The following is a 22,152-nucleotide window of genomic DNA, read 5'->3' as shown; positions in this document are numbered from 1 at the left end:
TGGTGGGGGGGCCCCCCCCCGCGCGGGGGCCGGGGGGCCTGCGCGGCGGGCGGGGGTGCGTCCGCCCCCCCCCCCCCCCCCCCCCCCCCCCCCCCGCCGGGGGGGGGGGGGGGGGGGGGGCCCCCCCAGGACGCCTCGCAGAGACCAGTGCTTGTGGCTTACCCTCCCCCATCCCCTCCCGCCTGCGGGAGGGGAGCGGCAAGATCGACGTTCAGCCTGAAGAATATTAACGACAAAAAGCCGCGCGCCCCTGACGGACGGCGGCTTCACGCCTTCAAGCATTCACGGGGCGACGCGAACGGTCGCCCCCTCGCGAATTACTTGATCTTGGCTTCCTTGAACTCGACATGCTTGCGCACGACCGGGTCGTACTTGTTGAAGCTCAGCTTCTCGGTCTTGGTGCGCGGGTTCTTCTTCGTGACGTAAAAGAAGCCGGTATCAGCCGAGCTGACGAGCTTGATCTTGACGGTGGTCGGCTTGGCCATGACCTGGTTCCTGTATGCGTGAAAAAGCGAAAGCGGCAGCCGGAGCCGCCGCTATATAAGCGCCGCCCATGGCCCATGGGCCCGCATGAGTCAAGCTTTTCGCCCCATTTAAGCCGCTCTTTACGCGGATGGGCATAGCGTCACATCCCCGCACGGGCGGGGTGTCGGCCACCAAGGCCGGATGGAAACGCCATGGGACGAAGGCCAATGGGTGAAAGCGAATCGGGCGGTACGGGCGAATCGGCGGCGGATGTCCGCGCGCAGCTCTGGGCGCGAATCGCGGCGCTGGACGTCAGCGTCCCCTATGCTGCCGCCCCCGATCTGGCGGCCAAGGTGGAGACGATTCGCCGGATCGCCCATGCGCATGGCCTGACCCCCGCCGTCACCGTCACCCATTTCATCGAACGCGTCCTGGCACGCAGCGAAACCCCGCCGCCCGTCCATGGCTGGCTGGCGATGCTGACCGAGGCGGTGGCGAGCGAGCGGCAGGATTATGAAGCCGCCGACCGATTCGCGCTGGCCTGTTCGGCGCGGCTGGCGGGCTGAATGGATGTGCTGATGATCGCGCTGGTCGTCGCGCTGCTCGCGCAGGGCGCCGGACGGGTGGCCGCGCTGGCGGCGCAGACGACCGATCGGACCGGCCGGCCGGGCGCGGTGATGCTGGGCGTCCTGGCCGCGCAACTGATCGTCGTTGGCCTCGCGGTCCAGCTGGGCGTCACGATCGCCCCCAGCCTGACGCCGGAGACGCGGACCCTGTTGCTCGGGCTCGCGATCGGTCTGGCAGGCGCGGGCCTGCTGGGACGACTGCCACCGCGCGTGTCGCCCTTTGGCTCTCCGCGTCTGGGCGCGTTCGGCACCGCGATGCTGGGCGGCGGGGCGATCATGCTGGCCGATTCGCCCGCCTTCGTCATCGCGATGGCCGCCGCGCGGTCGTCGCTGCCCTGGGCGGCGCTGCCCGGTGCACTGATCGGAACGGCGGGCGCGGTGCTGCCCGCCATCCTGCTGGGCGAACGGGGCTGGCGACACCTGCCGCTGCGCCTGATCCGGATCGGCGGCGGCGCGGTGATGTTGCTCACCGGCGCCATCATCGCCCTGTCCGCCCGGGGCCTGATCTAGGGCGTCGATCACTCTGCGCGGGCTTTACGCATGGATTTGCGGGAGCGTTTGCGTCATCGGATCGTTCACGCAACGATCCAGACAGCAACACTATCGATAGCGGGAGCCTATCCATGTCCGATATCAACCCGGCGCTCGATACGCCGACCGACCTGAGCCGCAACGCCACCGCCAGCGTCGCCGATGCGCTGAACGGCACGCTTGCCGACTGCTACGCGCTGTACCTGAAGACCAAGAATTTCCACTGGCACGTCTCGGGCCCGCATTTCCGCGACTATCACCTGATGCTCGACGATCAGGCCGCACAGATCCTGGGCGTGACCGACGCCATTGCCGAGCGCGTGCGCAAGACCGGCAACGTCACGCTGCGCTCGATCGGCGACATCGCGCGCCGCCAGACCATCGTCGACAATGACCACGAATTCGTCTCCGCCGCCGACATGCTGGTCGAGCTGCGCGACGATAATCTCAAGCTGGTCGAGCGCTTCCGCGTGGTGAAGGACGCCGCCGAGGAAGCCAAGGACAATGCCACCAGCGGCATCGTCGACGAATGGACCGACCAGGCCGAGGAACGCGCCTGGTTCCTGTTCGAGGCCGGCCGCAAGGGGTGATTCGGCCCGCTCGATGACGCAGGAAAAGCCTCGGTGAGAGCCGGGGCTTTTTCATATCCGCCTTGCCGGGAGAACCGGGCGATACCGCCGGCTTTTCCCGATGACCGGCTCCCCCTATATCAAGATCATGGTCTTCGATCTCGGCCGCGCCTTTCGGAAAAAGGAAGAGTTCGAATCGGCGCGGCTGATGGATTTCGAATTCCGCCAGCGCTCGCGCGCGACCAGGAATGTGGTGCAGATCCTGGGCCTGTCGGACAACATCGCAGCCGGCATCGTGGCGACGCTGACTGAACAGGCGACGCTGGAACGCCTGTCAGCCCTGTCGGGCGTGCCCCTGGATGCCGTGCGCGTCCATTATGCCGAATGCCTCGCGACTGCCCGTGCGCAGCTTATCGAGGAACGTGGCGACCCGACACCGCAGCGACTCGCCTGACACGCACGCCATCACGCACGTAGCGTATAGCGGCGCGCGGTATCGCCCGGCCGTGCGGTTATGCCGTTGCCTAGGCCAACCCGCATGTGCATGGCAGGACCCGATAACGTCCCGCAGGGCGCAAAAGGGGGCCTTTCTCTGCGTCTCGTTTGGCACGAAAACCGGCTTGATGGCGAAATTGCAAAACCGTAAAATCGGCCCATGAACCGCGCATTCGCTCCGACCCAACACGATCGCCGCAATCTGACGGCGGTGTCTGTGCGCGCGCTCGGCTCATGGGATAGCTGAACCCTATTCATCAGTCCGATGCTGACCACCCCGCCCAATCGGCGGGGTTTTTTATGCCGGTTGGGCCTTTTCCCAAGGACAATAAGGCCATGTATTTTACCGACGACGACGCCATCGAGCATGTGGCATCCGGCTTGATCGATCATACCTTGCCCAAAAGCGAATGGACCCATGCGGGTCACTTCGCCGCGGCGCTTTGGCTATGCCGCCATCGCCCAGACTTGGCCAAGGCAGACGCAATACGAGCGCTCATCACCCGATATAACGAAGCAACCCATATCGCGAACACCGACACGAGCGGCTATCATCACACGATCACATTGGCATCGATGCGCGGTGCCGCATTCTGCCTTGCCGGCCATGCGGAAACGGTGCCCCTGCATATCGTCCATGCCGCGCTGATGACCTCTCGCCTCGGCAGTCCGGATTGGCTTCTCGCCCATTGGAGCCGCGAGATCCTGTTCAGCGTGGCGGCGCGCCGGAACTGGGCCGAACCCGATCTGCATCCGCTGGCGTTCTGACGATCCGTAAGCGGAACAGCAACCCTCCCCGCCGGTTACCCTCCTATCAGGTCAGGAGGATTGCCCCATGCTCAAGCTCGCCATCATCTTTCTCGTCGCCGGCCTCGTGCTGGGTGCGCTCGGCTTTGGTGGCATTGGCGGCGCGTTCGTCGGGATCGCCAAGATCCTGTTCTTCATCGCGATCGCGCTGTTCGTGATCTTCCTGGTGCTCGGGCTGGTCGCGGGCAAGTCGGTGAAGAACGCGATCGACTGACGCGTCGATGCGCGACTTCGCGGCCCTGCTCGATGCGCTGATCTATACGCGCTCGCGCAATGCCAAGCTGAAGCTGGTCGCGGATTACCTCGCCGCCACGCCCGATCCCGACCGGGGTTGGGCGATGGCGGCGTTGACGGGCGATCTCGACCTGCCGGGCGTCAAGCCCGCGCTGATCCGCGCGCTGATCGAGCAGCGGATCGACCCCGTGTTGTTCCGCATGAGCCGCGACTATGTCGGCGACACGGCCGAGACGGTCGCTCTGCTTTGGCCCGCACCCGAACGCCCGCTCGACCCCATGCCATTGTCGGTCAGCGCGGTAGTGGAGCGGTTGCGGCACCTGTCGCGCTCGGACGCACCCGCCGTGCTGGCCGACATGCTCGACCGGATGACGGCGGAGGAGCGGTTCGCGCTGCTCAAGATGGCGACCGGGGGCCTGCGCATCGGCCTGTCCGCCCGTCTCGCCAAGACCGCCTTCGCGCAATATTTCGGGTTGGATGTCGAGGCGGTGGAAGAGGTCTGGCACGGCCTGTCGCCGCCCTATGCCGAACTCTTCGCCTGGGGCGAGGGCACCGGCGCGCAGCCGACACCCGCCGATGTGCCGGTCTTCCGCCCCTTCATGCTCGCGCATCCGCTGGAGGATCTGCGGGTCGACCTGACCGACTATGCCGCCGAATGGAAATGGGACGGCATCCGGGTGCAGATCGTCCATGTCGCGGGCCAGACGCGACTCTATAGCCGCACCGGCGACGACGTGACCCACGCCTTTCCCGATGTCGCCAGCGCCTTCGATAAGGTCGGTGCAGTCGATGGCGAGCTGCTGGTCAAGGGCGAGCATCAGGGCGGCACGCTGGAGGATGGCGGGGGCGCCGCCAGCTTCAACGCGCTCCAGCAACGCCTCGGGCGCAAGACGGTGTCGGCGAAGATGCTGGCCGATTATCCCGCCTTCGTCCGGCTCTATGACATATTGGTCGACGGGACCGAGGATGTGCGCGCCCTCCCCTGGACCGAGCGGCGGCAGCGGTTGGAGGCTTTCGCCGCCAAACTCGATCCCGACCGGTTCGACGTCAGCGCGGTGATCGAGGCGGAGGATTTCACCGCCCTCGAAGCCTTACGCGCCACCGCCCGCGACGCGGCGATCGAGGGCGTGATGCTCAAGCGGCGAGATTCTCCCTATAGCGGCGGGCGGCGCGTCGGCCTGTGGTACAAATGGAAGCGCGACCCGCTGACCGCCGATTGTGTGATGATGTATGCCCAACGCGGCAATGGCCGCCGGTCGAGCTATTATAGCGACTATACCTTCGGCTGCTGGACCGAGGAGGGCGAGTTGCTGCCCGTCGGCAAGGCCTATTCCGGGATCACCGACGAGGAACTGCGCCAGCTCGATCGGTTCGTGCGTGCGCATACCGTCCACCGCTTCGGCCCGGTGCGCGAGGTGGAAAAGACGCTGGTGCTGGAGATCGCATTCGATTCGATCCACGAGTCGAAGCGGCACAAATCCGGCGTCGCCATGCGCTTCCCCCGCATCGCCCGCATCCGCACCGACAAACCCGCCGCCGAGGCGGACCGGGTGGAGACGTTGAAACGGTTGGTGACGTAGGGCTGGAAGGCCTCTTCGAAGGCCCCGCAGATACCGCCCTCACCCTTCCCACCCGCTAACGCGGGCGGGCCCCTTCCCTCTCCCGCTGGGAGAGGGAGGGAGGTGCGAAGCACCGGAAGGGTGAGGGTGGATGTGCCCTTAATCCCCGACGCGCTCGATGTCCGCGCCGACGGCCGACAGCTTTTCTTCCAACCGCTCATAACCACGGTCGAGGTGGTACACGCGGCTGACCGACGTCTCGCCTTCCGCTGCCAGACCGGCCAGGATCAGGCTCATCGAGGCGCGCAGGTCCGTCGCCATCACCGGCGCGCCGGTCAGCTTGTCGACGCCCTTCACCATCGCGGTGCGGCCATGGACCTGGATGTCCGCGCCCATCCGCGCCAGCTCGGGCACGTGCATGTAGCGGTTCTCGAAGATCGTCTCGGTCAGGGTGCTGGTGCCCCCCGCCTTGCACAGCATCGCCATGAACTGCGCCTGCATGTCGGTGGCGAAGCCCGGATAGGGCGCGGTCGACAGGGTCAGCGGCTGGAGCGGGCCGTGCGCGGTGACGCGGATCGAATCGCGCTTCTCCTCGACGGTGACGCCCGCCTCGGTCAGCGCAGCCAGCGTCGCGCGCATGTCCTCGGCACAGGCGCCGACCAGCTCCAGATCGCCGCCGGTGATCGCCGCGGCACAGGCATAGGAGCCCGCCTCGATCCGGTCGGGCATCACCGAATAGGTCGCGCCGTGCAGCCGATCGACACCCTCGATGGTCAGCGTCTCGGTGCCGACGCCGTCGATCCGCGCGCCCATCGCGATCAGCAACCGGCACAGGTCGACAATCTCGGGCTCGCGCGCCGCATTGCCCAGCACCGAGGTGCCCTTGGCCGTGACGGCGGCCATCAGCGCATTCTCGGTCGCGCCGACCGACACCACCGGGAAGGTATAGCGTCCACCAGGCAAGCGGCCGCCCGGCGCGCTGGCCTTGACGTAACCGGCGGTCAGCTCGATCTCGGCGCCCAGCGCCTCCAGCGCCTTCAGGTGCAGGTCGATCGGGCGGTTGCCGATCGCGCAGCCGCCGGGCAGCGACACCCGCGCTTCGCCCATGCGCGCCAGGATGGGGCCGAGCACCAGGATCGATGCGCGCATCTTGCGCACAATGTCATAGGGCGCCTCGGTCGAGAAGAGCTGCCCCGCGCGGATCGTCATGACCCGGCCGAAATCCTCCGGACGCGTGCCCTCGACCCGCGTCGACGCGCCGATCTGGTTGAGCAGATGGCCAAAGCCGTCGACGTCGGCGAGGCGCGGCAGGTTGCGCAGCGTGACCGGTTCGTCGGTCAGGATCGCGCAAGGCATCAGGGTGAGCGCGGCGTTCTTCGCGCCCGAGATTTTCAGGCGGCCCGACAGCCGGTTGCCGCCGCGAATGAGGATACGGTCCATAGACCGGCCCTCCTAGCGGACGCACGCGCCACCGCCAAGGGTGGCACACGCTTTTGCCCCCGCAATCCGCCGGCCCGTGACGGCGGCCGGACCGGTTCGCGAAATCGCGCCCGTACGCGCGAAAAGGGCCGGTTGATCGATATTAATGCGTCGCCGTGTCCTCCGTGGCTAAGGCACGCATCCGCTGTTGAAATGGAGTGTCAGTGTCAAAAAGCGGACTTGCGGATCGCCTCGACAAATGGATCACGCTGACCCCGGCCGAACGCCAGACGCTGGCCCGGTTCGAGGAGCGGCCCCGGTCGCTCCGGCGGGGCGCGGTGCTGATGGACGAGCATGCGCGCAACGACGAGCTGTTCGTGGTCCAGCAGGGTGTGCTGATGTGCTATGTCCTGCTCGACGATGGCAGCCGGCAGATCGTCCGCTTCCTGTATCCCGGCGACCTCTTCGCGCTGTCCGCGCTGGTCTATGGCCGATCGCTCGACACGGTGGTCGCGGTGGCCCATTCGGTCGTCTGCGCCTTCGAACGCGCGCAAATGGCGCGGCTGGCGGAGGATCATCCCCGGCTGATGAGCCTGCTCCTCGTCCTCAACCAGATCGAGCGGGTGATCACCACCGACCGGCTGGCGGGGCTGGGCCGCACCTCGGCACGCGAGCGGGTCGCGACGCTGCTCCTGTCGCTGCGCGCCCAGATGCGCCAGGCGGGGGTGGAGGTCGGCGATTCCTTCGCGCTGGGGCTGACGCAGGAGGAGATGGGCGATGCGATCGGCCTGACGGCGGTGCATGTGAACCGAATGCTGCGCCAGCTGGAGGAGGAAGGGCTGATCACCCGCAAGGGCGGGCGTGTCCAGCTGCTCGACGAGGCGCGGCTGGTGAACGAGGCGCGCTATGTCGACCGGTTCGAGGGGCTGGACCTGAGCTGGCTGCCCGCCGCGCGCTAGAGCGGGATAACGTCAGTTTGACCCAAGCCGTCATTGCGAGCGTAGCGAAGCAATCCAGAGCGTCTTGCCTGGACACTGGATTGCTTCGCTACGCTCGCAATGACGAATCCACCTCATGTCATCCTTCTCTAATGCCTGGCCCAGCGTTGCAGGGTCGGACGCGCGCGCAGGAACAGGCGATAGCCCTGCTCCAATAGCGCCAGCACCGGACGGTGCCGGGCCAGCAGTCCCAAGGGGCGCAGCAGCGGGATCGCGCGCCACATCGCGGCGAAGGCCGCCGCACCCGACAGCATCACGTCATCCTCCCGCGCATGGAAGCGCGCGAGCAGCGCGGCCCGATTGATCGGACAGGTGCCGCCGTCATTCCGGTCGACATCGATGAATGCGATCCGTCCGCGACGATCCAGCCGCCGCATCGCCACGATCTCGCGCCGACACAGCGGGCAGCCGCCGTCATACCAGACCGTCACCCGCGCCAGATCGCCTCCGCCGATGGTCGGGGCGGCCCGAATCGGATCGCCCCCATCGCCATCAGAAAAGATCGGCGGTCATCACCTTGTTCCACACCGTCACGAAGTCGCGGACCATGCGGGGATGGCCGTCCTCGGCGGCATAGAATTCGGCGATGTTGCGCAGCTGTGAGTTCGCCCCGAAGATCAGGTCGTTGCGCGTGGCGGTGTAGCGCGTCTCACCGCTGTCGCGGTCGTCGAGCGTGAAGCGCAGGCCGCCCTCGTCCTGCTTGGTCCAGACATAGTCCATGCTGGTCAGCACGCGGAAGAAGTCGTTGCTCAGCACGCCCACCCGGTCGGTGAACACGCCCGCCTCGCTCTCGTCCCAATTCGCCCCCAGCGCGCGCAGGCCGCCGGTCAGCACCACCCATTCGGGGGCGCTCAGCTTCAAGAGCGCCGCCTTGTCGAGGAACAGCTCCTCGGGCGCGACGCGGCCCGCCGTCACCTTGGCGAAGTTCTCGTCGACATAGTTGCGGAAGCCGTCGACCACGGGCTTGAGCCATTCGAAGCTGTCGGCATCGGTCAGTTCATCGGTGGTGTCACGACGCCCGGCGGTGAACGGCACTTCCAACGCCACGCCCGCATCCGCCGCCGCCTTCTCCACCGCCGCGCAGCCGCCCAGCACGATCAGATCGGCCAGCGACACGCGCTTGCCACCACTCGCGCCGTCGTTGAACGCGCCCATGATCTCACGGAGCTTGGCGATGACGGGGACGGTACGACGATTGACCGCCCAGTCCTTTTGCGGGGCGAGCGCGAGGCGCGCACCGTTGGCACCGCCGCGCTTGTCGCTGTCGCGGTAGGTGACGGCGGCGGAAAAGGCGGTGAAGGCCAGGTCCGACACCGACAGGCCGCTGTCGAGGATCTGCTGCTTCAGCTGCGCGATGTCGGCGCCGTCGATCAGCTCGTAATCGCGCGTCGGGATCGGGTCCTGCCACAACAGGTCCGGCTCGATCGTCACCTCCGGCCCGACATAGCGCTCGCGCGGTCCCATGTCGCGGTGGGTCAGCTTGTACCACGCCTTGGAAAACTGCTCGGTGAAATAGTCGAAATCATGGAGGAAGCGCTCGCAGATCGGGCGATAGACCGGATCGACCTTCAGCGCGATGTCGCTGGTCATCATCATCAGCGCGTGGGTCTTGCCCTCGATATGCGCATCCGGCGTGCGCGGGGCGTCACCGCTGACCGGCGTCCATTGCAGCGCGCCCGCAGGACTGCGCGTCTGTTCCCATTCCAGGCCCAGTAGGTTTTCGAGATAGCTGTTGTCCCACTGGGTCGGGTTCTGAGTCCAGCTGCCCTCGATGCCGTTGGTCATGGTGAACTCGGCATTGCCGGTGCCTTCCGGGTTGTGCCAGCCCAGGCCCATTTCCTCGATCGGTGCGATCTCGGGCGGCGCGCCGATGCGGTCGGCCTTCACCATGCCGTGGCTCTTGCCAAAGGCATGGCCGCCCGCGATCAGCGCCACCGTCTCCTCATCGTTCATCGCCATGCGGGTGAAGGTGATGCGGATGTCGCGCGCCGAGGCCATCGGATCGCCGCTGGCATAGGGCCCTTCCGGGTTCACATAGATGAGCGACTGGTGCGAGGCGGCGAGCGGCTGCTCCAGATCGTAATCCGCATCGCCATTCTGGCCCCGCCAACGCTTGTCGCGATTGACCATCTCGTCGAACGATCCGACTTTCGTCATGTCGAAGACTTCGGGCCCCCAATAGGTGGCGTCGTCCGCTTCCCATGCGTCCTCGCGCCCGCCGCCGAAGCCATAGGTCGGCAGCCCCATGATCTCGAGCGAGCAATTGCCGGTCAGGACGATCAGGTCGGCCCAGGACAGGCCTGCGCCATATTTCTGCTTGATCGGCCAGAGCAGGCGACGCGACTTGTCGACATTGCCATTGTCCCACCAGCTGTTGATCGGCGCGAAACGCTGCATCGCCTCGCCCGCCCCGCCGCGCCCGTCGGCGATGCGATAGCTGCCCGCCGAGTGCCACGACATGCGGATCATCTGCGGCCCGTAATTGCCATAGTCGGACGGCCACCACGCGACCGAGCTGGTCAGGAAGCGCTTGATCTCGGCTTTCAGCGCATCGAGGTCGATCTTGGCGAATTCGGCGCGATAGTCGAAATCCTCCCCCAGCGGATTGGCGCGCGGCCCGTGGCGGTGCAGCTGCTCGACGCGCAGGCGGTTGGGATACCAGTCGGCCAGCGTCGGCGGCGTGGTGAAGGCGCCGCCGATGCGGTCGCCGCCAAAGGGGCACTTGCCTTCGAGTACCGTCTTATAGTCTTCCATGCCTTCGCCTCATGCTCGCCATAGCGGGAAAGAAAATCGCGCGGCCGCCGGCAAAGGCGGGCAAGATGAAGGGCAATGCCCATCCTTCCCGGTTCCCATGCGATCGGTGCTGCGCGGTGAAAATAGCGGCATGCCCTGACTCAAAGGCGGGCAAAGCCGCCGCTTCTCGCGCGCTACAACGTGTCCGCCGTGCGGTTGATCCTCGTTTTGGGGGCGTGCCCGGCAAAAAATGATCATGGATCAAGGTGGGTGCTTGGCGAAGAATGCGGATCATTTGCCGCGACCGCGCGTACCTTCGTCCATCCACGGGCATGGCGGGGGCAAAGGGCGTATGACACGATCGGCAGGGATCATCGGTGCGGGTATCGCCGGACTGGCCTGCGCCGCACGACTGGCGGCGGCGGGATATGCGGTCCGTCTGTTAGACAAGGGCCGCCGCCCGGGCGGACGCATGTCGAGCAAGCCCGTATCGGCGGCGGGCCATGACTTCGTCTTCGACTATGGCGCGCAATATCTGACCGCGCGCGATCCGGCCTTCCGGACGCAGGTCGCCGAATGGGAGCGGGCGGGTATCGTCGCACGCTGGCCCACCGCCGGCGAGGACGCCTGGGTCGGGCTGCCCACCATGGCCAGCATCGTCGCGCACATGGCCGGGCTGCGGGATGTCCGATGGTCGAGCCATATCCGCACCATCGCGCAAGATCGGGACGGCTGGCGGTTCACGCATGACGACGGGGTGGAAGGGCCGTTCGACATCGCCGTGCTCGCCCTGCCCGCCGAACAGACCGCCGATCTGGCCGCACCGATCGACCCGACGCTGGCGGACCTGGCCAGGGCGCATCCGTCCGCGCCATGCTGGACGGTGATGCTGGGCTTCGACACGCCGCTGGCGGTGGCGGACCTGCCGCAGGTCGGCGCCCCGATCGACATTGCCGCGCGAAACCCCGCCAAGCCCGGCCATGACGGCGGCGAGGCCTGGACGATCCATGCGACCGCCGACTGGTCGCGCCAGCATCTGGAGCATGATCGCGAGGCGGTCGTGGCGGCGCTAAGCCGAGCGTTCGCGGACCAGACGGGACCGCATCCCGCCCCTGTCCACGCGGCCGCGCATCGCTGGCGCTACGCCCGCTCGGGCAAGGCGGGAACCTGCGCCTATGCACGCCCCGAGATCGGACTGGCGGCCTGCGGCGACTGGCTGATCGCGCCGAGGGTGGAGAGCGCGTGGCTTTCCGGGCGGCAGGCGGCGGAACGGCTGATCGGATAAGCCCTCTCCGTTACGAAGAGGGTGACCATAGTAGCGCGGGGTGGTTGGCCGATAGGAACGTCCTGCGTTGGAAGCCCCCTCCGTCAGGCCTGCGGCCTACCACCTCCTCGTATCGGGGAGGATCGGTCCTGGATTACGCCTTCTCCAGCGTGCATTGCAGCGGATGCTGGTTGGCGCGGGCGAAGTCGATCACTTGCGCCACCTTGGTCTCGGCGACCTCATAGGAGAAGACCCCGCAGACACCGACGCCGCGCTGGTGGACGTGGAGCATCACGCGGGTCGCGTCGTCCATGCTCATGCGGAAGAAGCGCTGCAGGCACAGCACGACGAACTCCATCGGGGTGTAATCGTCGTTGAGCATCAGGACACGATACGGCGTCGGCTGCTTGGTCCGCGTGCGGGTGCGAGTCGCGACGCCCAGGCCGTTGCCCTCATCGTCGCCATGGTCGGGGCCTTGCCCGGGACCATTGCCGGCCATTCCCAGAGGATGGGTAAGGATGTCGCTGTTCTGGGCCATGGCAGTAAAATATGGCATGGCGGGGGGTGCGCACAAGCCCTTGGGGCTGGGGGCGATCGGATAATTCGGCATGTGTTGGTCGGTCCTTCCTCTCCCCTGGACAGGGGAGAGGGTTAGCGGAGCTTGCCAGCGTGCTGGCTAGCGCAGCTTGGGTGAGGGGTTGAGCGAGCCCAGGGGCTCGCGCGCTCGCCGGGCGAGCGCTCACCCCTCACCCAGCTCCGACTAAAGCTTTGCTTTGCAAAGCCTAAGTCTACGCAACCCTCTCCCCTCTACGAAGGGCGAGGGAAGACTGGGCACAGCCCGAACACCCCCGCCTCAATGGAAATCGCGCGAGCGCGGCAGCAGGCGGACATCACGGGGATGGACGCCGCGTTGTGCCGGCGTCCCGCGCGGATCGTGCGAGCGGGTGGGCGCGACGGGCACGTCCTCCAGCCGCGAGAGCATCGCGCTGCGATCCTCGACGCCCGCCGTCATCAGGTGGACGACGCCCTCCTCGCTGCGCTGGACGACGCCGTGGATCAGCATCAGCCGCGAGGCCATCACCGCGCGCCGGTTCGCCTCGAAATCGCGCGCCCAGAGCAGCGCGTTGACGATGCCCGTCTCGTCCTCGATCGTGACGAAGATCGCATTGCCCTTGCCCGGTCGCTGGCGGACCAGCACCACGCCCGCGACCCTGGCCCGCCGCCCATCGGCCAGCCGGTTGAGCTCGGCGGCCGACAGGATGCCTTCCGCCGCCAGTTCGGCGCGCAGGAAGGCCATGGGATGGCCCTTCAGCGACAGTCGCGTCGCGCGGTAATCGGCGCTGACCTGTTCGGACAGCGGCATGGGCGGCAGCGCAACATCGGGCTCGACGGCCATTTCGGGCGCCTCCATCGCGGCGAACAGCGGCAGCTGCGCCGACTTCATCCGCCGCGCCTCCCACTGTCCCTCGCGCCGCCCGCGCCCCAGCGAGCGATAGGCATCCGCCTGCGCCAGCAGGTCGAGCGCACGGCGCGGAAGCTGCGCCCGGATCGCGGCCGCCTCGATGGTCTCATAGGGGGCATGATCCGCGATGTCCGTGCCCCATGTCTCGCGAAACCCGTCGATCTGGCGAAAGCCCAACCGTAGCGCAAACGCCCCGTCCGTGCAGGCCTCCAGCCGATTGTCCCAGCCGCTGAAATTCACATCGACCGGCCGCACCTCGACCCCGCCATTCTCGCGCGCGTCGCGGACGAGCTGGGCGGGGGCGTAGAAGCCCATGGGCTGCGCATTGAGCAGCGCGCAGGTGAAGATCGCGGGCTGATGCCGTTTCAGCCAGGCCGAGACATAGACCAGCCGCGCGAAGGACAGCGCATGGCTTTCGGGAAAGCCGTAAGAGCCGAAGCCCTCGATCTGCTTGAAACAGCGCTCGGCGAATTCGAGCTCGTAGCCGCGTCGCACCATCCCGCCGACCATCTTTTCCCGAAACCCTTGAATGGTCCCGACATTACGGAACGTCGCCATCGCGCGGCGCAACTCATTGGCTTGGTCAGGGGTGAAGCCAGCCGCAACGATGGCCAGCTTCATCGCCTGTTCCTGGAACAACGGCACGCCGTACGTTTTGCCGAGCAACTGGTATAATTCGTCCTTTGGCCCCTCCTTGGGAGAAGGATAGCTGACAACCTCCGTTCCCGCCCGCCGCCGCAGATAGGGATGGACCATGTCGCCCTCGATCGGCCCCGGCCGGACGATCGCGACCTGTACGACCAGGTCGTAGAATTCCTTCGGCTTCAGACGCGGCAGCATGTTGATCTGCGCCCGGCTCTCCACCTGGAATACGCCGATGCTGTCGCCCCGTTGCAGCATCTTATAGACACGGTGGTCCTCGTCCTGGGCCAGCGTGTCCAGATCGGGGCGCGGCAGGCCATGGGCCTCCATCAGGTCGAACGCCTTGCGGATGCAGGTCAGCATGCCCAGCGCCAATATGTCGACCTTCATGATCTTTAGCTCGTCGATATCGTCCTTGTCCCACTCGATGAAGGTGCGCCCCTCCATCGCGCCGTTGTGAATCGGCACCGTCTCGTCGAGCCGCCCTTGCGTCAGCACGAAGCCGCCGACATGCTGCGACAGATGCCGCGGCGCCCCCAGCAGCCGGTCGACCAGGGTGCGCAGCCGCGCAATCTCGGGATTATCGGGCGAGAAGCCGGTTTCGTGGAAGCGCTTTTCCTCGAACTGCTTGGAAAAGCTGCCCCAGACGGTGCTGGTCAGCCTTTGCGTAATATCCTCGCTCAGGCCCAGCGCGCGGCCGACCTCGCGCACCGTGCTGCGCGGGCGGTAATGGATGACGGTCGCGGCGATGGCCGCGCGGTGGCGGCCGTATCGCTCGTAGATATACTGGATCACCTCCTCGCGCCGCTCATGCTCGAAATCGATGTCGATATCGGGCGGCTCGCGCCGTTCCTCCGAGACGAAGCGTGAGAACAACAGGTCGTACCGGACCGGATCGACCGAGGTGACGCCCAGGACCCAGCACACCGCCGAATTGGCCGCCGACCCGCGCCCCTGACAGAGAATGGGCGGCGTCAGGCTACGCGCAAAGCGGACGACGTCGTGCACGGTCAGGAAATAATGCGCATAGCCACAGCGGCGGATCAGCGAGAGTTCCTCGTCCAGCAGGGCGCGCAGCTTGGCAGGCACGCCACCCGGATAGCGCACCGCGGCTTCACGTCGAACCAGCTCCTCCAGCCAGTCCTGTGCGTTCCACCCCTGTGGAATCGGCTCGTCGGGATATTGGTAGGAGATATGATCCAGCCGAAACTCGATCCGGTCGAGGATCGCGATGCTCTCCGCCACCGCCGCCGGGCGATCGGCGAACAGCCGCGCCATCTCGGCGGCGGGCTTCAGATGCCGCTCGGCATTGGCCGCCAGCCGCCGCCCGCCGGTGCGGATGGTCAGGCCTTCGCGGATACAGGTCAGTATATCCTGTACCGGTCGGTCGGCAGGCGTTGCGAACAGCGCATCGGTGGTGGCGAGCAACGGCACGCCCCGCGCTTCGGTCAGCGCGGCATACGCCACCAGCCGCCGCCGGTCCGCCCCCGATCGCGGCATGGTCACCCCCAGCCAGACCCGCCCCGGCGCCACCGCCACCAGCCGGTCAAGCGTCGCCGCCAGTCCCGGATCGGCGCGCTGAGGGGGCAGCATCGCGTCCGCCATCGGCTCGCAGGGCCGGGCGCTCGATTTTGGCAAGGCGATCAGCAGCAGATCCTCGGCATGCCGGGTCAGGTCGCCCAGCCCCAGGATACAGCCCCCTTTCCGCGCCCGCTTGTTGCCCAGCGTCAGCAACCGGGTCAGCCGTCCCCAGCCTTTGCGGTTCACCGGATAGGTGACGATGTCCGGCGTGCCATCGGCGAAGACGAGGCGTGCGCCGACGACGAGGGTCGGCGGTGGCGGAGCGCCGATCTCCTTCGCCGAGGCGCAAGTCTTTCGCCACGCCTTGAGCGCCCGCACCACCCCTGCGACGGTGTTGCGGTCGGCAATGCCGATGCCTTTGAGGCCTAACGCATAGGCTTGCGCGACCATGTCCTCGGCCGGGCTTGCCCCGTCGAGGAAGGAATAATGCGTCGCCGCGACCAGTTCGGCGAAGTCAGCCACTTAATCCTCCCCGGCACGGGGAGGTGGCAGCGCGTAAGCGCTGACGGAGGGGGAGCGCCACAAAGGGCATCCCTTGCCGCACGCCCCCTCCACCATGCTGCGCATGGTCCCCCTCCCCGTGCCGGGGAGGACCTTGGCACTCTCCCCTCACGCGAACAGCCCGTGCACATACCAGCGCGGCCGCTCGGTCTCGCTGTAGAGCCCATGGCGGAAGATCCAGAAGCGCCGCCCGCGCACATCCTCGACCCGGTAATAATCGCGGGTCGGCGGCGTCATGTCGGCGCGCCGCCACCATTCGCCCGCGATCCGCTCCGGCCCTTCGGCGCGTGCCACGTCATGCATCTTCCGCTGCCAGCGAAAGCGCGCCGGCGGGCCATCGGGCGTCTCGGCGGCGAGCGACTCGATCGGCTGGGGCGGGTCGAACAGATGGATCGGGCGCATCGGCGGCTCGCCCGGTTCGGGGTGGGTCCATTCGGCCCTGGGCGCGGCCTCGGTCGCAGGCAGCAGCAATTCGGCCTGCTCGGGCATATGGCTGTCGCGCGGATGGATTCGCCGCACCCGCTCGCGCCCCAGCCGCGTGCCCAGCCGGTCGATCAGCGCGGCGACCGCCTCCGCCTTCGCCTCGCCCCCCTCCAGCCGCAGCTGCACCGCATCCAGCTTCTCGGCCAGCCCGACATCCAGCCGGATCAGGTCATAACCGAAACCGGGGTCGAGCGGATCGGCCAGCGCCTCGATCCGCTCGCGAAACAGCCGCAGCAGCACCGCCGGGTCGCGCGTCGGCTGCCCGGTCTCGACCCGCAGCGCCTGCACCTCGCCATCCGCGCGGAACAGTCGCGCATCCCAGCGACGGCCGCCTTCATGCCGCTCCTCCAGCGCCCGTGCGGCTTCCCCCGCCAGTTCCTCCAGCACGCCCAGCATATGCTCGGTCCGGGCCACCGGCTCGGCGAAACGCCGCTCCACCCCGATCGGAGCGGCGACGACACGCGGGATCAGCGGGCTGTCCTCCTCGCCGGTCAGCCGCCTGAGCGCGGTCGCCGCCTCGCGCCCGAACCGCGCCGCGATCGTCGCCATCGGCCGCGCCAACACATCGCCCACCGTCTTCAGCCCCGCCGCGATCAGCGCCGCGCCGGCATCCTCGTCCAGCTCCAGTGCGGCGACGGGCAGGCGGCGGATCGCCCCCATCTCGTCCGGGGCGGGGGTGCCGGCATAGCGGGCCAGCGTGCGCGCCGCCTCGGGCGTGTCGCCATAGGCCAGTCGTACGGTGATGCCGCGCCTGGCCATCCGCGTCTCGATATCCTCGGCTAACCCACGCTCGCCACCGAACAGATGGTCCGCGCCGGCGCTGTCGAGCACCAGCCCCTGCGGCGGATCGAGCGCCACCGCCGGGCTGTAACGCCGCGCCCCTTCGGCCAGCCGCTCCAGCCAGTCGGCATCGGCGATGGGGTCATGCGGGAATATCTCCAGCGCCGGCACCCGCGCCCGCGCATCGGCCAGCGTCAGCCCGACCGACAGCCCCGCGCCGCGCGCCGCCGGATCGAGCGCGGCCAGGCGGACCGCACCGCCCACCGATTCGGCAAAGGCGATCGGTGCCTCATCGCGTCCCACGAACAGGTGCGGGCGGCCGATCCGCAGCCGCTCGATCGGCAACCAGGGGAAGACGAGCGCCAGATAGCGGCGCGGGATCGAAGCTTTGCGTGTCACGGTTCCACTCCACACGCCACCGGGTGCCCGCGGGCGCTCCCCGTCGGCGCAGCAATTCCAGATCATAGGCCGGTGCGCCCGGCGCATCCGCCGCCAGCGCGCGCGACGGGGCGGGCGCCACCGCCCAGCGGGTCGTCGCCGCGCTGGGCACCACCTGCCCGGCGACGCGCAGCAGGATCATCACCACGCCCGAGGCCTCGGCCGCCAGCATCAGCCGCCGCGAGGCGGTGAGGTCCAGCCCGCGCATCGCGCCCCAGCCCTCCGCGATCACCGTGCCCAGCCCCGGACAGCGCGCGCCATCCGCCGCCGCGCGCAGCAACGCCGAATCATCACCGACCACCACCACGACCAGATCGGCGGGGTCGAGCCCCATCGCGATCAGCCCCGGCCCATGGAGTCGCCCGCCCTGCCGCTCGGCCGCTTCGGTACGCAGCCACAGGATCGGCCGGGCCCCGGCGGCCAGCGCGCATCCGATCGCAAAGCCCGCGCCGCTGGCCGCCTCGCCTTGCGAAAGCGCATGGATTTCATGGAGTTGCGCAGGGGCGAGGCCCCGCGTCAGCGCGTCACCCGTCCCCCGCTCACCCTCCTCCATCCGCGTCGCCAGACAGGCGGCACGACGCAGACGGTCGATCAGGGCGAAGGGTTCCTCCATATATGTTCTTGTAATGTTCTCTTGCTGGAGTCGCCAATGTAAAATTTCTGAAAAAAGTGCTTGCCGGATTCGAAACCCACATCTAATAGCCCGCCTCACCCCAGCCGGTCAGCCGGTTCGGAAACGCCAGAGCGGGCGTAGCTCAGGGGTAGAGCACAACCTTGCCAAGGTTGGGGTCGAGGGTTCGAATCCCTTCGCCCGCTCCAGTTTTCCTAGGAAAATCAGCGAATTAGAGAGCCTCCTTCGGGAGGCTCTTTGCTTACACGCACATTCGCACCTCATCGTGTAAGCACTATGTAAGCAGCTCAACGCGCAAGTTCGGATAGCGTAGCGACGGTTTGGCGCTTTCAAATGCCTCCACAAGCCCCTCAGTCAGTGCGCGATAGTGCGGATGCCCTCGCCATAGTTTCGAGGCGCAACCGGGACGCTGCTTTCTGGCATATGCCAGATCGAAGCTACGGGGCTGGTTGATCACATTATGATTCGAATGTCAGGAGGGGGGAATGCCTTCCCCTGCGGTCGAGCCCAAGGTCTCGCCCAACCCCTTCTGCGGGGAGATCCCCGCAACGCCCCCAATAGAGTGAGAGTGCAGACGGGTTTTCCGTGACGGGTTGAGGGCTGGGAGAGAGGCTCCCGGCGCCCGTCGCGGAGATCCGCGATGTCCAGAAGAACCGCACCCGCTCGCGCCAGTCAGAATCGGGCGAGCCTCTATGATGAAGTCACCGACACGATCATCGCCGAGCTGGAGGCCGGCCGGTTCCCCTGGGTCCAGCCTTGGGGATCAGCCTCGGTGAAGGCTCCTCTCACCATGCCGAAGAACGCCGCGACCGGTCGGCAGTATTCGGGGATCAATGTGCTGATCCTCTGGGGTGCGGTCATCCAGCACGGCTTTCCCAGTCAGAGCTGGCTCACCTTCCGCCAGGCCCTATCACTGGGCGGCAATGTCCGCCGCGGGGAGCACGGCATCACCGTCGTCTATGCCGACCGTTTCACGCCGGAAGACGAGAAGCGCCGCGCCCGCGAGACCGGCGACGACGCCGCGGTGATCCGGTTCCTCAAGCGCTTCACGGTGTTCAACGCTGCGCAATGCGACGGCCTGCCTGAAGGTGTCGCCACCGTCGCACCACCGCCTCCTCGCGGCCTCATCGAACCGCAGGTCGAAGCCCTGATCCGGGCGACGGGCATCGATTTCCGCATCGGCGGTGATCGAGCCTTCTACGCCCCGACGTCCGACTATGTGCAGGTGCCGCCGCCGCAGGCCTATTCCGAGCCGATCAACTGGCACCGGACGGCCCTGCACGAACTGGGCCACGCCACGGGCCACCCCTCACGCCTGAACCGTGATTTCTCAGGTTCATTCGGCTCGAAAAAATACGCCTTCGAGGAACTGATCGCGGAGATTAACGCCGCCTTCTGCTGCGCCTCGCTCGGCATCACGCCCACCGTGCGGCACGCCGATTATCTCGGCTCCTGGCTCGAGGTGCTGCGCGAGGACAACCGCGCCATCGTTCGCGCCGCCTCGCAGGCGAGCAAGGCGGCGGACTGGTTGCTCGGATTCCTGCCGGACACCGCTGCCGGCTGCGCCGATGACGAACGGCGGGCAGCGTGACGATCCTGAAAACTGGCCTGAAAACCGGAAAGACGAAGACGCGGCTTTGCGGCTTTGCGCCTTTCCGCCTGCGTGGCGCTGCCCTCTTAGAGTGAGAGGCCGGCGCTTCGCTTCGTGACGGGTTGGAGGTCGAGAGAGAGTCTCCCGGCCGCCCGTCGCGGAGTAAAGATCATGGCGACCGCCATTCAAAAAATCACCCTGTCGTCGGCCCGCGACATCCCCTTCAACAAGCTCGTGCTGAGCCAGGCCAACGTCCGGCGCATCAAGGCCGGCGTCTCGATCGACGAGATGGCGGAATCGATCGCCCGGCGCGGCCTCATCCAGAGCCTGCATGTCCGGCCCGCCCTCGACGCCGATGGCCATGAGACCGGAATGTTCGAGGTGCCCGCCGGCGGCCGCCGCTATCGCGCGCTCGAGGTGCTGGTGAAGCAGAAGCGCCTGGCCAGGACCGCGCCGGTGCCCTGCGTCGTCGGCGACGCCAACAGCGACATCCTCATCGATGAGGTCTCGCTGGTCGAAAACATGGAGCGCGCGCCGCTGCATCCGCTTGATCAGTTCCGTGCTTTCCAGGCCATGCGCGACAAGGGCATGACAGAGGAAGCCATCGCCGCCGCCTTCTTCGTCGGCGTCACGATCGTGAAACAGCGCCTGCGGCTCGCCGCCGTCGCCCCCGCGCTGCTGGAGATTTATGCCGAAGACGGCATGACGCTCGAACAGCTGATGGCCTTCACCGTCAGCCCCGACCATGACCGCCAGCAACAGGTCTGGGACGCGATCAAGGAAGGCTGGCAGAAGGAGCCCTACCACATCCGCCGGATGCTCACCGAAACCACGGTGCGGGCGTCCGATCGGCGGGCCATCTTCGTGGGCGTCGAAGCCTATGAAGCGGCGGGCGGCCTGATGCTGCGCGATCTGTTCCAGTCCGACGATGGCGGCTGGCTGCAAGATCCGGCCCTGCTCGACCGTCTCGTGGCCGAAAAGCTCAAGCTCGCCGCCGACGAGATTGCCAGCGAGGGCTGGAAGTGGGTCGATGCTGCCCTGAGCTTTCCCTATGGCCACGAGCAGGGCTTGCGCGAACTTGTCGGGACTGCGGTCGATCTGACCGACGAGGAGCGCGCGACCCGCGATGCGCTGCGCGACGAATATGACCGGCTCGAGGCCGAATATTCCGAAACCGACGAACTGCCCGACGCAATCGACGTGCGTCTCGGCGAGATCGAACAGGCGCTCGAGGCCTTCGAGCAGCGTCCGACGGTCTATGATCCGGCCGACATCGCCATCGCCGGCGTCTTCGTCAGTCTGGACTCCGATGGTTCGCTGTCGGTGGATCGCGGCTATGTCCGTCCCGAGGACGAGCGTCCGGTCGATGCCGAAGGGGACGACACCCCCGAGTTCGACGGCGGCGACGGTCCTGCGGCTACGCCTGCCGTGCAACGCGCCGTCATCACCATCGGCGGCCAGCCCGCGGAGCCGGAGGACGAGGAAGAGGACGGCGCAAAGCCATTGCCCGAGCGTCTCGTGATCGAACTGACCGCGCATCGCACCCTGGCGCTGCGCAATACCGTAGCCGAGCATCCCGACGTCGCCATGACCCTGTTGCTGCACAAGCTGGCCAGCGACACCTTCCGGCGCACTGCTCCGACCGGCTGCCTGGAAGCCAGTGTCCGCCACATCTTCTTCTCCGCCCAATCGGAGGAGCTGAAAGACAGTCCGGCGGCGCACGAGATCGCCGACCGGCACGCCCGCTGGGGTGATCACGTTCCGGCCGACGACCAGGCGCTGTGGGACTGGCTCACCCAACTCGATCCCGGCACACGGCTCGATCTGCTCGCCCACTGCGTCAGCTTCGGCGTCAACGCGCTGTTCGAGCGGCCCAACCCCTGCGGATCGGGCGTCAGTCAGCATTGTCTGGATGTCCGTCTCGCGCAGGCCGACCGCCTGGCACGCGAGACCGGCCTCGACATGGTGACGGCGGGCTGGAGGGCGACCGTCGGCAATTACCTCGGCCGCGTCACCAAGCCCCGCATCCTCGAAGCCGTCCGGGAGGGCGCGGGCGAACGGGCCGCCCAGCTCATCGACCACCTGAAGAAGGGCGACATGGCCAAGGAGGCCGAGCGCCTGCTCGCCGACACCTGCTGGCTGCCGGAGCCCCTGCGCCTGACATCCCTTGATGGCGATCAGCCCATCCCGGACGATCAGACCGACGCCGGCGAAGACACCGACCTGCCGGATTTTCTCACCGATGAGGGTGAGGACGAAGACGCGGTCGATGACGAGGACGGAATCCAGCACGCGGTCGCCGCCGAATAGCGCGGGCAGCGCGGGGCGGCTCCGTTCGTCTCG

General features: G+C 67.3%; 19 protein-coding genes and 1 tRNA gene. 12 read left to right on the top strand and 8 right to left on the bottom strand.

What is annotated here, in order from left to right:
• Positions 1–317: 317 nt before the first annotated feature.
• Complete coding sequence (rpmG, locus tag GGR48_RS13370) at positions 318–485, bottom strand: 50S ribosomal protein L33 (protein ID WP_007407030.1); 168 nt, start codon at positions 483–485, stop codon at positions 318–320.
• 207 nt (positions 486–692) lie between these two features.
• On the opposite strand from rpmG, the gene GGR48_RS13365 reads away from it, so the two are divergent.
• From GGR48_RS13365 to GGR48_RS13335, 7 genes are all read left to right on the top strand, one after another.
• Positions 693–1,031, top strand: coding sequence for a hypothetical protein (locus tag GGR48_RS13365; protein ID WP_240455915.1), 339 nt, complete (start codon positions 693–695; stop codon positions 1,029–1,031).
• Between the two features lie 12 nt (positions 1,032–1,043).
• On the top strand, positions 1,044–1,601 hold the full coding sequence (locus GGR48_RS13360; protein WP_183952342.1) for a TMEM165/GDT1 family protein: 558 nt from the start codon (positions 1,044–1,046) through the stop codon (positions 1,599–1,601).
• 113 nt (positions 1,602–1,714) lie between these two features.
• Positions 1,715–2,212, top strand: a complete 498-nt coding sequence (locus GGR48_RS13355) for a Dps family protein (protein ID WP_183952341.1) — start codon at positions 1,715–1,717, stop codon at positions 2,210–2,212.
• 100 nt (positions 2,213–2,312) lie between these two features.
• Positions 2,313–2,645 carry a hypothetical protein gene (locus GGR48_RS13350; RefSeq protein WP_183952340.1) on the top strand — a complete coding sequence of 111 codons (333 nt, stop codon included), beginning with the start codon at positions 2,313–2,315 and terminating at the stop codon, positions 2,643–2,645.
• A gap of 377 nt (positions 2,646–3,022) precedes the next feature.
• Positions 3,023–3,454 carry a hypothetical protein gene (locus GGR48_RS13345; protein WP_183952339.1) on the top strand — a complete coding sequence of 144 codons (432 nt, stop codon included), beginning with the start codon at positions 3,023–3,025 and terminating at the stop codon, positions 3,452–3,454.
• A gap of 67 nt (positions 3,455–3,521) precedes the next feature.
• Positions 3,522–3,707: a DUF1328 family protein gene (locus tag GGR48_RS13340; protein ID WP_183952338.1), complete on the top strand. Its 186-nt coding sequence runs from the start codon at positions 3,522–3,524 to the stop codon at positions 3,705–3,707.
• Between the two features lie 7 nt (positions 3,708–3,714).
• Positions 3,715–5,307: a cisplatin damage response ATP-dependent DNA ligase gene (locus tag GGR48_RS13335; protein WP_183952337.1), complete on the top strand. Its 1,593-nt coding sequence runs from the start codon at positions 3,715–3,717 to the stop codon at positions 5,305–5,307.
• 138 nt (positions 5,308–5,445) lie between these two features.
• Here GGR48_RS13335 and murA read toward each other — a convergent pair whose 3' ends face one another.
• Positions 5,446–6,726, bottom strand: a complete 1,281-nt coding sequence (gene murA / locus GGR48_RS13330; protein WP_183952336.1) for a UDP-N-acetylglucosamine 1-carboxyvinyltransferase — start codon at positions 6,724–6,726, stop codon at positions 5,446–5,448.
• Between the two features lie 203 nt (positions 6,727–6,929).
• Between murA and GGR48_RS13325 the strand changes: the two genes are divergently transcribed.
• Positions 6,930–7,664, top strand: a complete 735-nt coding sequence (locus GGR48_RS13325; RefSeq protein WP_338110483.1) for a Crp/Fnr family transcriptional regulator — start codon at positions 6,930–6,932, stop codon at positions 7,662–7,664.
• 128 nt (positions 7,665–7,792) lie between these two features.
• Here the strand turns inward: GGR48_RS13325 and GGR48_RS13320 are convergent, their stop codons facing one another.
• Together GGR48_RS13320 and katG are read right to left on the bottom strand one after the other, a co-directional pair.
• A complete protein-coding gene (locus GGR48_RS13320) occupies positions 7,793–8,143 on the bottom strand; it encodes a thiol-disulfide oxidoreductase DCC family protein (RefSeq protein WP_183952346.1) in 351 nt (116 codons plus the stop codon).
• Positions 8,144–8,195: 52 nt separating this feature from the next.
• Positions 8,196–10,457, bottom strand: a complete 2,262-nt coding sequence (katG, locus tag GGR48_RS13315) for a catalase/peroxidase HPI (protein WP_183952335.1) — start codon at positions 10,455–10,457, stop codon at positions 8,196–8,198.
• A 331-nt stretch (positions 10,458–10,788) separates the two neighbouring features.
• Between katG and GGR48_RS13310 the strand changes: the two genes are divergently transcribed.
• The gene (locus GGR48_RS13310) at positions 10,789–11,721 is read left to right on the top strand and encodes an NAD(P)/FAD-dependent oxidoreductase (RefSeq protein WP_183952334.1); all 933 of its coding nucleotides are present in this window, start codon (positions 10,789–10,791) and stop codon (positions 11,719–11,721) included.
• A 133-nt stretch (positions 11,722–11,854) separates the two neighbouring features.
• On the opposite strand, the gene clpS is transcribed toward GGR48_RS13310, so the two are convergent.
• From clpS to GGR48_RS13290, 4 genes are all read right to left on the bottom strand, one after another.
• A complete protein-coding gene (gene clpS, locus GGR48_RS13305; protein ID WP_042486836.1) occupies positions 11,855–12,199 on the bottom strand; it encodes an ATP-dependent Clp protease adapter ClpS in 345 nt (114 codons plus the stop codon).
• A gap of 354 nt (positions 12,200–12,553) precedes the next feature.
• A complete protein-coding gene (locus tag GGR48_RS13300; protein ID WP_183952333.1) occupies positions 12,554–15,847 on the bottom strand; it encodes an error-prone DNA polymerase in 3,294 nt (1,097 codons plus the stop codon).
• A 147-nt stretch (positions 15,848–15,994) separates the two neighbouring features.
• The gene (locus GGR48_RS13295; protein ID WP_338110484.1) at positions 15,995–17,548 is read right to left on the bottom strand and encodes a Y-family DNA polymerase; all 1,554 of its coding nucleotides are present in this window, start codon (positions 17,546–17,548) and stop codon (positions 15,995–15,997) included.
• Positions 17,439–18,200, bottom strand: a complete 762-nt coding sequence (locus GGR48_RS13290) for an ImuA family protein (protein WP_183952332.1) — start codon at positions 18,198–18,200, stop codon at positions 17,439–17,441. Before GGR48_RS13290 ends, GGR48_RS13295 begins: the two co-directional genes overlap by 110 nt.
• A gap of 131 nt (positions 18,201–18,331) precedes the next feature.
• Here GGR48_RS13290 and GGR48_RS13285 point away from each other — a divergent pair.
• The 3 genes from GGR48_RS13285 (at position 18,332) to GGR48_RS13275 (ending at position 22,119) form a co-directional block, all read left to right on the top strand.
• Positions 18,332–18,406, top strand: a tRNA-Gly gene (locus GGR48_RS13285).
• A 452-nt stretch (positions 18,407–18,858) separates the two neighbouring features.
• Complete coding sequence (locus GGR48_RS13280; protein WP_183952331.1) at positions 18,859–19,809, top strand: ArdC family protein; 951 nt, start codon at positions 18,859–18,861, stop codon at positions 19,807–19,809.
• Positions 19,810–19,980: 171 nt separating this feature from the next.
• Positions 19,981–22,119, top strand: a complete 2,139-nt coding sequence (locus GGR48_RS13275; protein WP_183952330.1) for a ParB/RepB/Spo0J family partition protein — start codon at positions 19,981–19,983, stop codon at positions 22,117–22,119.
• Positions 22,120–22,152: the final 33 nt, after the last annotated feature.

The organism is Sphingomonas pseudosanguinis (genome assembly GCF_014196255.1).
Lineage (GTDB): Bacteria > Pseudomonadota > Alphaproteobacteria > Sphingomonadales > Sphingomonadaceae > Sphingomonas > Sphingomonas pseudosanguinis.
This window is presented reverse-complemented; position numbering and strand designations above follow the sequence as displayed.